The sequence below is a fragment of the Leisingera sp. ANG1 genome (assembly GCF_000203975.2).
Lineage (GTDB): Bacteria > Pseudomonadota > Alphaproteobacteria > Rhodobacterales > Rhodobacteraceae > Leisingera.
Map to the genome: position 1 here is coordinate 136,734 of NZ_AFCF02000005.1, position 15,337 is coordinate 152,070.

Annotated in this window: 16 protein-coding genes; 11 read left to right on the forward strand and 5 right to left on the reverse strand. The window is 63.9% G+C overall.

The window, feature by feature from the left end:
- Window positions 1-91: 91 nt before the first annotated feature.
- Window positions 92-1,093 (reverse strand): isopenicillin N synthase family dioxygenase, encoded by a 1,002-nt coding sequence (locus tag GC1_RS09150; RefSeq protein WP_019298593.1) that lies wholly within the window; start codon window positions 1,091-1,093, stop codon window positions 92-94.
- Window positions 1,094-1,268: 175 nt separating this feature from the next.
- The gene (locus GC1_RS09155) at window positions 1,269-1,940 is read right to left on the reverse strand and encodes a DUF2161 domain-containing phosphodiesterase (RefSeq protein WP_019298594.1); all 672 of its coding nucleotides are present in this window, start codon (window positions 1,938-1,940) and stop codon (window positions 1,269-1,271) included.
- 150 nt (window positions 1,941-2,090) lie between these two features.
- Here GC1_RS09155 and GC1_RS09160 point away from each other — a divergent pair, with 150 nt between their 5' ends.
- From GC1_RS09160 to GC1_RS09175, 4 genes are all read left to right on the forward strand, one after another.
- Complete coding sequence (locus GC1_RS09160) at window positions 2,091-3,074, forward strand: TraB/GumN family protein (RefSeq protein ID WP_019298595.1); 984 nt, start codon at window positions 2,091-2,093, stop codon at window positions 3,072-3,074.
- A 46-nt stretch (window positions 3,075-3,120) separates the two neighbouring features.
- Window positions 3,121-4,101, forward strand: a complete 981-nt coding sequence (locus tag GC1_RS09165; RefSeq protein WP_019298596.1) for a TraB/GumN family protein — start codon at window positions 3,121-3,123, stop codon at window positions 4,099-4,101.
- A gap of 40 nt (window positions 4,102-4,141) precedes the next feature.
- The gene (locus tag GC1_RS21910; protein WP_019298597.1) at window positions 4,142-4,900 is read left to right on the forward strand and encodes a hypothetical protein; all 759 of its coding nucleotides are present in this window, start codon (window positions 4,142-4,144) and stop codon (window positions 4,898-4,900) included.
- 118 nt (window positions 4,901-5,018) lie between these two features.
- Complete coding sequence (locus GC1_RS09175) at window positions 5,019-5,939, forward strand: manganese-dependent inorganic pyrophosphatase (RefSeq protein ID WP_029205088.1); 921 nt, start codon at window positions 5,019-5,021, stop codon at window positions 5,937-5,939.
- 77 nt (window positions 5,940-6,016) lie between these two features.
- On the opposite strand, the gene GC1_RS09180 is transcribed toward GC1_RS09175, so the two are convergent.
- Window positions 6,017-6,709, reverse strand: a complete 693-nt coding sequence (locus GC1_RS09180) for a hypothetical protein (protein WP_019298599.1) — start codon at window positions 6,707-6,709, stop codon at window positions 6,017-6,019.
- 122 nt (window positions 6,710-6,831) lie between these two features.
- A complete protein-coding gene (locus GC1_RS09185; protein ID WP_019298600.1) occupies window positions 6,832-8,766 on the reverse strand; it encodes a methyl-accepting chemotaxis protein in 1,935 nt (644 codons plus the stop codon).
- A gap of 197 nt (window positions 8,767-8,963) precedes the next feature.
- Between GC1_RS09185 and GC1_RS09190 the strand changes: the two genes are divergently transcribed.
- From GC1_RS09190 to GC1_RS09220, 7 genes are all read left to right on the forward strand, one after another.
- Window positions 8,964-9,839: a TIGR01459 family HAD-type hydrolase gene (locus GC1_RS09190; protein ID WP_019298601.1), complete on the forward strand. Its 876-nt coding sequence runs from the start codon at window positions 8,964-8,966 to the stop codon at window positions 9,837-9,839.
- A gap of 200 nt (window positions 9,840-10,039) precedes the next feature.
- Window positions 10,040-10,483 carry a MaoC family dehydratase gene (locus GC1_RS09195; RefSeq protein WP_019298602.1) on the forward strand — a complete coding sequence of 148 codons (444 nt, stop codon included), beginning with the start codon at window positions 10,040-10,042 and terminating at the stop codon, window positions 10,481-10,483.
- Window positions 10,484-11,023: 540 nt separating this feature from the next.
- On the forward strand, window positions 11,024-11,536 hold the full coding sequence (locus GC1_RS09200; RefSeq protein ID WP_019298649.1) for an invasion associated locus B family protein: 513 nt from the start codon (window positions 11,024-11,026) through the stop codon (window positions 11,534-11,536).
- A 170-nt stretch (window positions 11,537-11,706) separates the two neighbouring features.
- Complete coding sequence (locus tag GC1_RS09205; RefSeq protein WP_019298648.1) at window positions 11,707-12,639, forward strand: bifunctional riboflavin kinase/FAD synthetase; 933 nt, start codon at window positions 11,707-11,709, stop codon at window positions 12,637-12,639.
- A complete protein-coding gene (locus GC1_RS09210; RefSeq protein ID WP_019298647.1) occupies window positions 12,636-13,118 on the forward strand; it encodes a YcgN family cysteine cluster protein in 483 nt (160 codons plus the stop codon). Before GC1_RS09205 ends, GC1_RS09210 begins: the two co-directional genes overlap by 4 nt.
- A 113-nt stretch (window positions 13,119-13,231) precedes the next feature.
- The gene (locus GC1_RS09215; RefSeq protein WP_019298646.1) at window positions 13,232-13,438 is read left to right on the forward strand and encodes a hypothetical protein; all 207 of its coding nucleotides are present in this window, start codon (window positions 13,232-13,234) and stop codon (window positions 13,436-13,438) included.
- A gap of 85 nt (window positions 13,439-13,523) precedes the next feature.
- Window positions 13,524-14,558, forward strand: a complete 1,035-nt coding sequence (locus GC1_RS09220) for a threonine aldolase family protein (protein WP_019298645.1) — start codon at window positions 13,524-13,526, stop codon at window positions 14,556-14,558.
- A gap of 18 nt (window positions 14,559-14,576) precedes the next feature.
- Here GC1_RS09220 and GC1_RS09225 read toward each other — a convergent pair whose 3' ends face one another.
- Window positions 14,577-15,170: a 2-hydroxychromene-2-carboxylate isomerase gene (locus tag GC1_RS09225; RefSeq protein ID WP_019298644.1), complete on the reverse strand. Its 594-nt coding sequence runs from the start codon at window positions 15,168-15,170 to the stop codon at window positions 14,577-14,579.
- Window positions 15,171-15,337 lie beyond the last annotated feature (167 nt).

A 15,337-nucleotide genomic window follows, 5' to 3' on the forward strand; every position in this document is an offset into this window, starting at 1 on the left:
AAGCTAGGAATGCCCCCGCATGTTGTCAACACGGAATCAGCAAAAATAATGAGGGCGCCGGAGCGCCCCCTGTCCTGCTTCGGATTTCCGCTTATGCAGCCTTGTCTTTCAGGTGCGGAAAGCTGTCCTTGAAGCGGCCGAATTTATGCGCGCCGCAGGTCACCGGCTCATAGCGCGCAGGGTTATCCGCACTGACGCAGCTGTCCAGCGGCTGGAATACGGCGTCCGCATCGGCGTCAATGAAGAACGGAATCGAATAACGCTCCCGGCCCGAGGCATTCACCACCCGGTGCAGGTTGGCAAGATACAGATCATTGGTCAGCCGCTGGATCAGGTCGCCAATATTGATGACAAATGACCCGGCAATCGGCGGCCCCTCGACCCACTGGCCGTCGCGGTTCATCACCTGCAAGCCGCCCACATCATCCTGCGCCAGGATGGTCAGGCTGCCGTAATCCGTATGGGCGCCGATCCCCATTACACTCTCGTCGATCTGCCCTTCCTGCGGCGGGTAGTGCAGTAGCCGCTGGATGGTGATCGGGTTCTGCATCTTAGACGCAAAGAAATCCGCCTCCAGATCCAGGCTGACCGCAATCGCCCGCATCAGCCGCTGCGCCAGCCCCTTCATCTCCTGATGATAGCCATAGACCGCGCGTTCAAATTCCGGCCGCGCCGCGGGCCACAGGTTGGGGCCAAAGAACGGCGCGTCCCCGGCCGGGCCTTCCGGCCCGATGTCGAAACATTCCTTCAGATCCTTGGTCTTCTTGGGGTCGGTGTTCTCGCCGAAAATCTCGATATAGCCGCGCAGGGCCAGGCCGGATTTCGAGATATGCAGGTCCATCTTGTCCTGCAGCGGCAGGTCAAAGAACGCCCGGGTTTCATCAAAGGCGCCGTTCACAACCGCCTCCGGCACCCCGTGGTTCTTCACATAGAAGAAGCCGACGTTGGTCAGCGCCCAGCGGATTTCCTTGGCGACCTCAAACAGGCTGCCGCCCGTGTTCAGCGCGCTGATGTCGATCACCGGGATCTTGTCGAAAGAGACCCGCTGCGCCCGCAGCCGGTCCTGAAGCCGGTCAATGTCCTGATCTGCCATTGCTCTCTCCCCTTGTGCAAAGCTGGGGCAGTCATCGGCTGACAGGGCCCCGCGCTCAACAGGGAAAAAATGCAACTGACATGAATCTGATTAACTCAAGTGGCGACAATTTCCCGCAAAATAGGGGCTGTACACAACTGAACGCATTAGCCCGCAACAGCACAAAGCCGCCACATCACTTCCCCTCCCAGCTCTCCGCCCAATGCACCAGCCCTTCACGGCCCGCATCGGTCAGCTGGTAGATGCCGGTCGCCACCCGTTCGAACCAGCCATAGTGGTTGCTGGCCATCAGCCGGGTGGCCCGCGCCACGCCGGTGGCCTTGGCGACCTCCGCCCCCTTGCAAGCGCCCGCCCCGGCCAGATGCGCGGCGCAGGCCAGCGCGTCCTGGCGGTAGGCGGTGACAATGCCATGCCGGGTGGCGCCGCCCGCGTTGGGGTCGCCGCGCAAGGCCTGGAATTCGCGCAACAACCGCGCCTGCTTTTTCTTCGACTTGCGGGGCGCATAAGGGCCGGGATCGCAATGCACCTCTGCCCGCCCGTCCGCCAGCACCGTGATCAGCCCCAGCCCCAGCCGCCGGCACATCGCCAGATTGTCCTTCATCATCCGCCGCGCCTGCCGCCCGCCGGGCCTTGGCACCGCGATATAGACATGGTCGGTGATGGCCAGCCGGGCGATGGCCTGGTGGAACAGCGACAGCGAAAACTTCAGCTTCAGCTCGACAATCACCGGCGGCTCAGCGCCGCGCACAGCCACCACATCGGCCGCGCCCACCTCACCCTTGACGGCATAGCCCTGGGCCTCCAGCAGCGCCTTCACCGGCGCATAAAGCTGATCCTCGCGTTCCATGCCCCATGACTGGCAGGAAGCGCGCGGCTTGGCAATCCGCCGCCCGGTTTTACGGGGCAACGCAGGGTTTTACATTGCCGCCGCCCCTGCCCCGCCCTAGGCTCTTAAGTTCAGGCCAAAAGTTCGGAAACCCCGGGGAAAGGGCGCGTGATGAAACGGATTGCACTGGCACTTGCGCTGATGCTGCAGGCCACCGCCGGTTTTGCCGCCTGCCGCGGCATCGACTACCGCGACCACCTGCCGCCCGCGACCCAGGCGCAGCTCGACCGCGAAATGGCCGCAACCCCGTTTTCCCAAGGCAACCACTGGGTCGCCACCAAGGGCCGCCGCACCATCCATGTGATCGGCACCATGCATGGCGGCGACGCCCGCATGGCCAAGGTGATGCGCACCCTGCGCCCGGCGCTGGCCTCGGCGCAGGCGATTTACCTGGAAACCTCCGATCAGGACATGGAGCGGCTGGACCGGATGCCGCCCGCGATGGCGCGCAGCTTCCTGCTGCCGCAGGGCCGCGAGCTGCGCCAGCTGCTGGCCCCCGATGCCTGGCAGCGCTTCAAGCTGACCGCCCAGGTCACCGGCGCCAATCTGGAAACCATGAACCGGATGCAGCCCTGGGCAATCTCGATGTTCCTGGTGCAAAGCGGCTGCCGCCCCTACGGCTTTGGCCTGCGCCGCGGGCTGGACGACCGGATCGCCGATTTCGCCGCCCGCAAGCGGATCCCGCTGGGTGCCCTGGAAACCCCGGAGCAGGCGCTGGCGGCCATCTCCGGAATGCCGCTGCGTGACCAGGCCCGGATGCTGGAGCTGGAGCTGCAGCTGATCCAGTCCGACAAGCCAGAGGACGCCACCCCGGTTGAGGCCTATTTCGACCAGAGTGTCTGGACCTCCTTCGTGCTCGCCCCCTGGATCAGCGCCCAGTACAGCAGTTTCACCCATGCCGAGACCACGCGGCTTTGGGACCAGTACAACCGCCGCCTGCTGGACCAGCGCAACATCCGCTGGATGAAGGTGATCGGCGCCGCCCGGCAGGAGCGCTTTGTGATTGCCGTCGGCGCCGCCCATCTGCCAGGCAAAAACGGCCTCTTGAACCTGCTCAAGGCACAGGGCTTCAGCCTGGCCCGCGCCCCGTGGTAGGCTGCGGCAAACCTGCCATTCAATTCACGTTTCAGGACATTTCTTCATGCGTTTCATTCTCGCCTTTGTCTTCCTGCTGCTGCCTGCTTCGCTCTGGGCCGCCTGCTCCGGCACTGACCAGCGGCTGGCGCTGAGCGCCAGCGACCGCGCCGCCATTGACGCCGAGGTCGCCGCCGCCCCCTTTGCCGAAGGCAACCACTGGATTGCACGGCGCGGCAGCCGCACCCTGCATGTGATCGGCACCATGCACATCAACGACCCGCGGCTGGACTCGGTGACCGCTGCCTTGAAGCCTGTGATTGCCGAGGCCGACCTGCTGCTGCTGGAGGGCACCAAGCGCGAAGAGGCGGAGCTGATGGCCGCCATCGGCCGCGACCCGTCGCTGACCCTGATCACCGAAGGCCCCAGCCTGATCGACCGGCTGCCGCCTGCCGAATGGGACAACCTGGCGGCCAAGGCCCGCGCCAATGGCGTCGCCCCCTGGATGGCCGCTAAGATGCGGCCCTGGTTCCTGGCCGTCTCGATGGCGGTGCCGCCCTGCCTGCGCACGTCACCCGAACGGACCCGCGGCCTCGACAAACGGCTGGAGCAGGCCGCCGATGAAGCCGGCACCGAAACCCGCGCGCTGGAAAGCCCGATGACCCTGTTTGAGGTCTTCAACAGCGAGCCGCTGGAGGAGCAGGTCCGCCAATTGCGGGCTTATCTAACCCTGCTGGGCGGTGAACAGGACGCCATTTTCACCATGATCGAAAGCTATTTCGACGAGCAGGCGCTGACCTATTTCACCATCTATGAGCGCGACTTCCTGCAATCCGACGCGCTGCCGCCTGAGGAAACCCGCCGGATCTGGCAGGAGTCGATGGAGGCGATGCTGGACAACCGCAACCGCGCCTGGATCCCGGTGATCGAGGCGGCGGAGGGCGACCTGATCGTGGTCGCCGCCGGCGCGCTGCACCTGCCTGGTGAGACCGGCGTTCTGAACCTCTTGCAGCAGGCAGGCTACACGCTGGAGCGCGCGCCATTCTGAGGCCGCGCCTCAAGACACTGTTTTACAAAGACATCTGCACATGGCCAAAATCCCCTTCTCCGATCCGATCTGGGCCCGGCTGTACGGGCCCTACGGCAACCAGTCCGGGCCGCAGCAGTTGCAGGCGCTGGCAGCCGGCTGGGACCAGGACGCCGCAAATGCGCTCTATTGGGATCAGCTGCACCATCAGGAAACCCTCTATCCGCTGACCTACGCCGCCCTGCCGTGGCTGTGGGATCTGGCCCCTAGAACCCTCGATAACCTCTACTTTTTCTCGCATACTGTCAGCTGCGCGCTGTCAAACAGCGATGACTGGGAGGACGCGCCGAACCCGCAGCGGCGGCTGACCGGCCTGTCTCTGGATGCCAGCCGGCACGCGCAAGACTGGCTGACTGCTGCGGAGCATCTGAGCCCTGAAGACATGGGCCTGCTCGCCAGTCTGGAACGCTGGTTCCTGGCAGCCGCGCCAAACATCGCAGAGGCTGCCCTGGCGGGCCTTGATGCCGCGAACACCCTTTCGGAAATTGCGGTTCTATGCAGCGCCCATTGCAGCCTCAGCGGCTGCTATCCGGCCTTTACGGCGCTGGAAATGATGGCAGAAAAGGAACCGGATGAGTTCCTTCTGGAGGAGCTTGGCGCGCTGGATCAGCGCAACCGCCAGATGCTGCTGACGCTGGCCGGGCGGATGCAGGACCGCCACCCGGACCACGCCCGGAACGTCAGGGCGTTTGCCCGGCATCCCGGCCACGGGGAAGCCCTGGCGGAGCGGGATCCAGGAACGGCGGACATGTTCGCCTGAGCCTTCCTTCAGGCACAACGCCGCATTGCAGCAGCTGCGGGGTGACAAGCTTGCGCGCCAGCCCTATAAGGCGCGCAAATCCCGCCTTTGCGACTCTTTCGACGAACAGGACAGCCCCATGACCATCCAAGTTTTCGGCCACAAATCCCCCGACACCGATTCCACCGGCTCCCCCATTGTCTGGGCCTGGTACCTGAACGAGGTGAAAGGCGTGGCCGCCGCGCCCAAGCTGCTGGGCGTGCCGAACACCGAAGCCGCCTTCATGCTGCAGCGCTGGGGCCTGGAAAAGCCGGAAATCATCGCCGATGTGGCTGACGACGCGGCGGTTGTCATCGTCGACACCAACAACCCGGCAGAGCTGCCCGCCAACATCAACGGCGCCGACGTGCAGGCGATCATCGACCACCACAAGCTGGTCGGCGGCCTGGAAACCAAAGGCCCGATCGACATCACCATCCGCCCGCTGGCCTGCACCGCCACCATCATGCACGACCTGATGGGCGACGATGCCGCCAAGATGCCGGAAGCCGTCAAGGGCGCAGCGCTGACCTGCATCCTGTCCGACACGCTGGAGTTCCGCTCCCCCACCACCACCGCGCATGACAAGGCCGTGGCCGAGAAGCTGGCGGGTGAGCTGGGCATCAACATCTCCGAATATGCCGCCGAGATGTTTGCCGCAAAATCCGACGTCTCCTCCTTCTCCGATGCGGAGCTGATCCGCATGGACTCGAAGGAATACGAGGTCGACGGCACCAAGTTCCGCGTCTCCGTTCTGGAAACCACCGCGCCGGGCGTGGTGCTGGACCGCAAGGCCTCGCTGATGAACACGATGACCTCTGTCGCGGCCGAGGACGGCGTTGATCAGGTGCTGCTGTTCGTGGTCGACATCCTGAACGAAGAAGCCACCCTGCTGGTGCCGAACGACCTGGTGAAAACCGTTGCCGCCAAGTCCTTTGGCGCCGATGCGGCCGGTGACACCGTGGTGCTGCCGGGCATCATGTCCCGCAAGAAGCAGATCATTCCGAACCTCAAGGTCTGATCCGCCTTCTGGCCAAGCTTAAAAAAGGGCGCCCGCGGGGCGCCTTTTTCGTTTGTGCCGGCGTTTTAGGCGTGCCGTCAGTCCAGCCCGAACACCGTCATCCATTCGCTGCCCGCCGGGCGGAAGCCGGCGTAATCCGCCAGCATCCGCGTCACCGCAGGCATATGCGCGGCGCCATAGACGATAGCGATGGAAAGCGGCTGATCCCGGTCCAGCACATCCGCCAGCTTTTCGCAAAGGCGCGTGTCGCGCTGATGCAGCAACACGCCGCGCAGCAGGGCTTCTTCGGTATCCCAGGACAGGCTGCTTTCGCGCGTGCTGAGGTCATCCACATTGCGCCCGCGCGACAGGCTGTCCCGGGTGGCGAAACAGCGCCGGCGCAGCCCGATCCAAGGCGCATAGACGAAGCAGAGTGCACGCATGGCAAGCGGCAGCGTCTTCCAGGCTGCCTCGAACTCCGCCTGGGTGACGTCGGCGTGAATGCGTTCTGCCCGGCCCGCTCCGGCCGGCAGTTTGGGCTGCGTCACCAGCCCCAGGCGGTTGCCGTGCAGCCAGCGGTAAGACCGGGTCAAATTCTGTCCGACCGGCGATTTCACACCCTCGAACAGCAGAACATCGTGGTCCAGCGCGTCGCGGTAGACCGCGTCATAGAACCCGGCCTCGCCGATATGCAGCATCGGGAACAGGGTCACCTCTGCCGGGTGTGCGGCGCTTTTGAAAACATGGCGGGCGGACCTCAGCCCCATGAAAGACCGTTCAATAAATTGCATCAAGCGCCTGAAAAAATTGAAGTTCAGGGCGCAGGCTACACCAGAGGCTGTGAATGCGGAAGGCCCGGCCTCCTTACGGAGGCCGGGCTCTTACTCACGCCAGGTTATTCCAGCGGCTTGCCTCAGGCGGAGCGGGCAGCCGGTTCGCTTTCTTTGCCGGACCAGGTTGCGCCTTCATCGCCGAAGTCCTCCCAGCGGTCTTCTTCCAGGCTTGCCGCCATGGCCTCTTCATAGACCGTCTCCGTGTCCAGCTGCTGCTTGCCCATGTCTGCCGGCCCGGGCTTCACCTGCGTGTCCAGCGCATCCGGCCGGGCGCGGTCGAGCAGCACGAACTGGCCGACCATGCGGTTCAGCTCCACGGTTTCGCCGCTCATGGCGCGGATGGCTGAGCCGGTGTCCTCCACCATCGAGGCGTTCTGCTGGGTCACCGTGTCCAGCTGGGCGACACCGATATTGATCTCGTTCAACCCCTGCGCCTGTTCTGCCGACTGGCGCGATATGCCGGCCACAAGTTCGGTGATGCGGCTGACCTGGGTGACCACGGTCTCCAGCGCCTTGCCGGCGCCATCCACCTTATGGACGCCGTCCTGCACATGGCCGGAGCTGGCGCTGATAAGCGTCTTGATCTCCATCGCCGCGTCAGAGGAGCGCTGCGCCAGCGCCCTGACCTCGGACGCAACCACTGCAAAGCCGCGCCCGACCTCGCCCGCGCGGGCGGCCTCGACGCCGGCATTCAGCGCCAACAGGTTGGTCTGAAAGGCGATATCGTCGATGACGCCGATGATCTGGCTGATCTGGTTGGAGGAATTCTCGATCTCGTTCATCGCCGCAATCGCGCCCTCGACCACTTCGCCGCTGCGCTCCACATCGGCGCGGGCGGCCTCAACCGCGCCCTGCACCTCTTGCGCGTTCTGGGCCGAGGAATTGACGCTGGCCGTCATCTGCTCCAGCGCCGCGGCGGTCTGCTCCAGTGTCGCCGCCTGGCTTTCGGTGCGCTGCGACAGATCCTCTGCCGCGGTGCGGATGCCATCCGCCTGGCTGTTCAGCCGCCCGCCGGCCTGCACCACCTTGGACAGCAGCTCATTCAGCTTGTCGACGGTCTCATTGTAATTCACCCGCAGCGGATCGTAATCGGCCCCGAATTGTTCAGCAATCTGGTCGCTGAAGTCACCCTCTGCCAGATGCTGCAGCGCCTGGCGCAAGCGCTCGATCACTGCCTCGCCTTCCTGGCGCAGCTTGTTCTGCTCCTCCAGCGCCTTGACCACCCGGCCAGAGACCGCATCAATGTCCTTGGCAATCTCGCCGAAATCATCCGCTCGCATCCGGTCCGCAACCTTGAGGCTGAAGTCGCCCTCTGCCACCTCGCGCAGGGCGGCGCGCATCCGTTCGATCGGCCGGGTGATGGTCAGCGTCACCTTGCGGGAATTGCGGGCCATGATGACCGTTGCAACCGCCGAAATACCCAGCACCAGATAGAGCAGGTTATAATTATACTGGCGTGCTTCAATCGCGGTTGCGGACGCCGATGTTTTGATCGCCTTACCCAACTTGGACAGTTTTTCGGAGATATTGGCGGAATAGGACTGGAAGGCCGGCAGCGCGTCGGCACCGTCCTGCGTATTGGTGAAGGCCAGCGCCGCAACCTCCGCGCCGGTGTTGTTGAAACCGTCGACCAGAGGCAGCAGCGAGGCCACCATGCCGCGGATATGCTCCGGCAGTTCCAGCGCGTGCAGGGCGTCCATCTCGGACCGGAACTTCTGCGCTTCTTCCCCGATCGCGGCCTGAAGCTGTGCCTTGCGGTCCTCAGCCCCGTCCTGTCCCAGCACCACCGCCGAGACCACTGCCGCGTTGATATGGCTGTGGGCGATGTCCGCCGTCAGCTCATGCCGGACCGCCTGGGTCACGTTGATCTGCCGTTCAAGGTTCAGCTCGCTCTGCCACAGGCTGAAGAGCGACACCGCGGCCAGGATCAGAACCGAGGACATTGCAATGACACCAGACAGCAGCAGGCGGCGTTTAAGGGACATCGTGCGAAAAATGGACGGACTGCGAAACATGACAAGATCACCACAAGGTTGTTTTGCGTCAGAGAAAATCACCCGAGTTAATTTTTTGAAAAATCTGCAGGGCTGATGCAGCTTTTTAACGGTAGCTGAACGGAACGGCGGCAACTCCGGGGCGCGCGGGCCACTGGCCTTCTGCGGCCGTCTCTGCCATAGCTGGCGGCAAAGACCCCACGCGCGAAGGCCCGGACATGACCCAGATCATCAATTCCCTTTCCGAAGTTTCCAGCCGCTACAAGGCGCTGTTCGTGGACCTTTGGGGCTGTGTGCACAACGGCATCACCGCCTTTCCCGATGCGGTGGCGGCGCTGCAGGCCTACCGCGCGGCGGGCGGCATCGTGGTGCTGGTGACAAACTCGCCGAAACCGCGCGCAGGCGTGGCGGCGCAGCTGGGCCAGTTCAACGTGCCGGATGATGCCTATGACACGATCTCCACCTCCGGCGACAGCGCACGGGCGGCGATGTTCACCGGTGCCGTGGGCAACAAGGTCTACTTCATGGGTGAGTGGGAGCGCGATGCGGGCTTTTTCGAGCCGCTGCACGTGATCCATGACCCGGTGGAGATCACCCGGGTGCCGCTGAAGGAGGCCGAGGGCATCGTCTGCTGCGGGCCTTTCGACACCATGGCGGATCCGGAGGTGAACCGGGCCGATTTCCTCTATGCCAAGCAGATGGGGATGAAACTCTTGTGCGCCAACCCTGACATCATCGTCGACCGCGGCGAGAAACGGGAATGGTGCGCGGGGGCGCTGGCCAAGCTGTATACCGAGATGGGCGGCGAGAGCCTGTATTTCGGCAAACCGCACCCGCCGATCTATGACCTGGCCCGGCTGCGGCTGCAGGAGGTGGCGCCTGGGATTGCCGATTCCGAGGTCCTGGCGATCGGCGACGGGCCGCATACGGATATTGCCGGCGCCATGGGCGAAGGCATCGATTCCCTGTTCATCACCGGCGGGCTTGCAGCCAGAGAGACAAAGACATCAGTCCAGCCGGACCCGGAGGCACTGGAAGCCTATCTGGCGCAGGAGCAGTCCGCACCCAGCTATGCCATTGGTTTCCTGCGGTAAATACAGCGGCCGGCACCCCTTCCAGCTTACTATGCCTTGCAACCCCGCCCGCTTTGGGCGGGGTTTTCTTTTGTCAGAAACTTCTTGATTTTCTGCAGTTGCAAAGTAATAAAGTTGCGCAAGGCGTCACGCTGGCGCGCAAAAGTTACAACGCCAAACGGTCAAGCAGCACGATCAGGACCGGGCGAACGGAGGATGAAATGTTGGACAACATGCCGCGCGGAACCATCTGCATCGAGGACATCGAGATGGGCATGGTGCGTTACCTGCGCAAAGTCATCACCGATGAGGACATCGAGAAGTTCGCCCAGGTGTCAACCGACCGCAATCCGGTGCATCTGGATGACGATTACGCCCAGGACACCATTTTCGAGGGCCGGATCGCGCACGGGATGCTCACCGCCGGGCTGATTTCAGCCGTCATTGGCGAGCAGCTGCCGGGCCACGGCACCATCTACATGAGCCAGTCGCTGAAGTTCCTGGCGCCGGTGCGCCCGGGCGACCTGGTGCTGGCGGAGGTCGAGGTCACCGACATCGTGATCGACAAGCGCCGGGTCAAGCTGGACTGCCGCTGCATCGTGGATGGCAAGAAGGTGCTGGTGGGCGAGGCCATGGTGATGGCGCCATCGCGCAAGTTCGACTGAGGCAGAGGCCGAGCCCGGACAGGGGGCGTTGCCCCCTCGCGCCTTTGGCGCTCACCCCCTGGGTATTTCGGACCAGAAAGAAGCGCAGGCGCGGTGTGCGCGGTGCGCGCAGCAGTTTCAGCCGCCGGGGGCCTCTGCCCTTGGCGGTTTTCTCTTGCCGTGCCTGTTGTTTCTTTCGTTCCGTTCGGGTGTTGCGCTGTGTCCCAGTTAAGGGGGCGGCGCCGCCGGGTGGAGGTGGACAGACCCCGCCGGGGGCCTGCTCGGACAGGATATCCTGGACGACCCCCTTTTTATCAGGGCCGGTCTCCGGGGTGTCGCGCAGGCAGCCCAAAGATGCCTGCGCCTCGTATCATGGCCCATGCGCGGAGCCATGGCGGGGGATCGCGATCTTTTGGGAGTGTGGCAGAAGGGCGTGAGGATTGCGTGAAGGGAGCGTACGGTGGGGGCGCAACGCCTGCCACTTTGCAGTCCCTATCGCCTTGCACCTGTTTCGCCACCAGTTACTGTGCACCGCATTCAGCCAATTCAATGGAAAGAAGTATGTTTAAAGTTCTGGTAGCCGCCACGGCCATGGTTGTTCTTGCAACGGCCAGCCAAGCGAAACCCAAGCAGGTTGCGAAGCACAGCAATTGGAGCGTGCTCTGTGATAGGAAAACCGGAGAATGCTCTGCTACTCAGAAACTGCGTGCAGCTGGTAAGGATACCATCGAGATCAGCGGCTTTCCCGTTCAGGCAGGCGAAGCCGCGGCGGGGCTCGAAATCACGGTGCCGGGAAACGCTCTTTTGAAACCTGGGATTACAATATCAATAGATGGCGGCACTCTGCTGGGCTATGATTATACCGTGTGCCAGAAATCGCGGTGCCTCATTCAGCTGGGGCTGACAAAGAAGACCCTTAAGAAGTACTTGAGCGGCAAAACAGGCGAAATTCATTACTACTTGTTCGATGACCCCTATGTGCACCGGACGGCACGGTTTTCCTTGTCCGGTTTTTCAGCCGCGTTTGCAGACGTCGAACACCGGGCCGGACCGCGCAGGGTTCACAGTCATTGACGGCTCGGGATTACCCGCAGAGCCAGGCATTGAGCTACGGTTTCCCAACAAACAGACTATGCCCGGAGCAAGGCACGCGCTGCTGCCCTTCGGGCAGGTCATGCCCTGTTGCCCTCCCGCTCTGCCACTGGCCGCTTGAACCGCCGCGCGGGTGCAGATAGGCATGCGCCATGCGTATCGTCAGAGATTATGAATTCGTCGAAGACCAGGACCGGGGCGCCACTGTTGCCATCGGCAATTTCGACGGCGTGCACCTGGGCCATCAGTCGGTGATCGAGCTGGCCCGCAAGGCCGCCCCCGGGGCGCCCTTGGGGGTGATGACGTTTGAACCGCACCCGCGCGAGTACTTTGCGCCGGATGCGCCGCCCTTCCGGCTGATGCGGGCCGAGACCCGTGCCCACCGGCTGGAGAAGCTGGGGGTGGAGCGGCTGTATGAGCTGAACTTCAACACCGCCCTGTCGAGCCTGACACCGGAGGAGTTTGCCCGCGACGTGATCTTTGAAGGGCTGGGGCTGGCGCATGTGGTCGTCGGCGCCGATTTCTGTTTCGGCAAGGGCCGCGCGGGCGATGCCGGGGACCTGCAGCACTTTGGCGCACAGTACGGTTTTGGCGTCACCATTGCGCCCCTGATGGAATATTCCGAGCACGCGGTGTCCTCCACCGCGATCCGCAATGCATTGAGCGAGGGCCGCCCGGCGGATGCCAAGGAGATGCTGGGCCACTGGCACCGCATCGAAGGCACCGTGATCGGCGGCGAGCAGCGCGGGCGGGAGCTGGGGTTTCCCACCGCCAACATGTCGATCGACGGGCTGCATCAGCCGTGCTTTGGCGTCTATGCGGTGCTGGTCGATGTTTTGGACGGGCCGCATAAGGGCAGCTACCACGGCGCTGCCTCTGTCGGGGTGCGGCCGATGTTCGGCGGCGTGGTCCCGAATATCGAGACCTTCGTGTTCGACTTCTCCGGCGACCTGTACGGCGCGACGCTGTCGGTGGGGCTGGTGGCTTTCCTGCGGCCGGAGATGAAGTTTGACGGGCTGGACGCGCTGATCGCGCAGATGGACGCGGATTGCGCCGAGGCGCGTGACATACTGGCGGCGCTATGAAACCTGCAAAAGACGTGATCGACCGCTCCGGCCTTGGCCAGCGCTTCTGGGAGAAGAAGCCGCTGGATAAGATGACCCAGAAGGAATGGGAAGCGCTGTGCGACGGCTGCGGCAAATGCTGCCTGAACAAGCTGGAGGATGAGGAGACCGGCGAGGTTGCCCTCACGCGGGTCGCTTGCCGTCTGCTGGATGACAGCACTTGCCGCTGCGCCCAGTATCCGATCCGGCACCAGTTCATCCCCGAGTGCATCGTGCTGAAGCCGGACAATCTGGACACCCACGCCTATTGGATGCCGCAGACCTGCGCCTACCGCCTCTTATGGCAGGGCAAGCCGCTGCCGGAATGGCACCCGCTGCTGACCGGCACCCCCGAGAGCGTGCATCAGGCGGGTGTTTCGGTGCGCGGCTGGACGGTGTCGGAGTTTGAGATTGCCGAGGATGAGTGGGAAGACCACATCATCGACGAGCCGACCGGCTGAGCCTGCGGCGCTGCGGGACTGTTAAACAGAAATACAATTTCAGGTTGCAATACGCGCCGCCCCGCCGCCATGATGGGGGAATCCAAGCGGGTTTCCCACAAGGAGGGCAGCAAATGCCATTCGAGCACGGCACCTATTTCAGCGAGAAAGAAGCCTATAAGGCCAAGGCGTTCCTTTCGACCCTGGGGCTGAGCGGCAAGCAGGCCGCGGAGATCCAGGCCTGGCATCAGTATCACCTGGGCAAGCAGCTGACGGTCTGGGCCACGGTCGGGACTTTTGCCGGCATCGGGCTGGGGCTGCTGTTTGCGCGGATGTTCTGAACCCGCCGGGCCGGGGCGGCTTGGCATCGGCGCCGGAACTGCCTACTGCTAGGCAATACCTCTAGCAGATCAAGGGACTTCGCTGATGCATTTCGCCTCCGACAACTCCGGCCCGGTGCCGCAGCAGATCCTCGACGCGCTGGCGCGGGCCAACCAGGGCTATGCCATGGGCTATGGCTCTGACGCTGAGATGGCAGAGGTGACGGAGCGGATCCGGGAGATTTTCGAGGCACCTGAGGCGGCGGTCTATCTGGTGGCCACCGGCACCGCGGCCAATGTGCTGGCGCTGTCCACCCTGGCGCAGCCCTGGCAGACGGTGTTCTGCACCAAGCCCGCCCATATCAACATGGATGAATGCAACGCGCCGGAGTTTTACAGCGGAGGCGCCAAGCTGACGCTGGTGACGGAGGCGGACAAGATGACCTCCGAAGGGCTGCGCGCCGCCATCGAGGGTGAGGAGACCCGCGGCGTGCACGGGCCGCAGCGGGGGCCGGTGTCGCTGACGCAGGTCACTGAGTTCGGCACCGTCTACAGCCTGCAGGAGCTGCAGGCGGTCTGCGGTGCAGCCAAGGAATACGGGCTGCCGGTGCATATGGATGGCGCCCGGTTTACCAATGCGCTGGTGTCGCTGGGCTGCACGCCTGCGGAGATGACCTGGAAGGCGGGCGTGGATGCGGTGTCCTTCGGCGGCACCAAGAACGGCTGCATGGGGGTAGAGGCGGTGATCTTCTTTGATCCCCGCCACGCGCAGGAGTTCGAGTACCGGCGCAAGCGCGGTGCGCATCTGTTTTCCAAGCACCGTTACCTGTCGGCGCAGATGCTGGCCTATCTGAGCGACGATCTGTGGCTGGAGAACGCCCGCGCCGCCAATGCCAAGACCGCGCTGCTGGCCGAGGGACTGAAGGCAGCGGGCGCGCATTTCACCCACCCGGCGCAGGCCAATATGATCTTTGCCGCCCTGCCCCGCCGCAAGCATCAGGAGCTGTTCGCCGCCGGCGCCATTTATCACCTTTGGGACGGGCTGCTGCAGGGGCCGGAGAACGAGATGGTCACCGCCCGGTTTGTCTGCGACTGGTCGGTGCCGGAGGAGGACATCCGGGCGTTCCTGTCGCTGCTCTGACCGCAAGCAGGGCTGCGGTCAGCGCTTGCCCTGCGCCCAGAGGAGCGCGTCCTCCAGCCGGTCGTCACCCCAGAACACCTCCCCCGCCACGACAAAGCTGGGGGCGCCGAAGATACCCAGCGCCATCGCCTCCTCCGTTGCATCCGCCAGCATCTTGACGGTCTTTTCCGACACCGCCTCAGCCAGCACCCTGCCCGGGTCCTGGCCCGCGGCCTGGAGGCTAGCGGAGAGGTTCGGGTCCTCGCCCGCGGGCTGGCCGGCTTCGAACCAGCAGCGGTAAGCGGCCTGAGTATAGGCCTCGCCCCAGCCCTCTGCCGCGCCCAGCGCCGCGACCTGATTGGCCAGCACCAGTTCCGGCAGCGGATACGGCGCGGGCAGGCGAACATGGAGGCCGTAGCGCCCGGCGCGGCGTTCGATGTCGCGCCACATATAGGCGGTCTTTTCCGGCTTATCCTTGAACGGGATGTTGTTCTGCACCGTCATCACATGGCGCACGTTGAAGGGGCGCCAGCGGACCGGAATGCCCGCCTGCGCCGCGGCGTCACCGATCCGCATCACTGTTAGGTAGCTGTAGGTGCTGCCGATCGAATACCAGAAATCCAGTCCGGGCATGGGGGCCTCCTGTCAGTCAGTGCTGCGGTAGAGATTAGCAGCGGGGCGCGGTTTATCCACTCTCCCCCTGCCGCCGCCCCTGCTGCCGCGGGCTGTTTTATGGTAGAGTAACGAAAGCAGCGGGTGGCAAGACCCGCGTCCTGGGGCCCTGAGCGAGCAGAATTTGC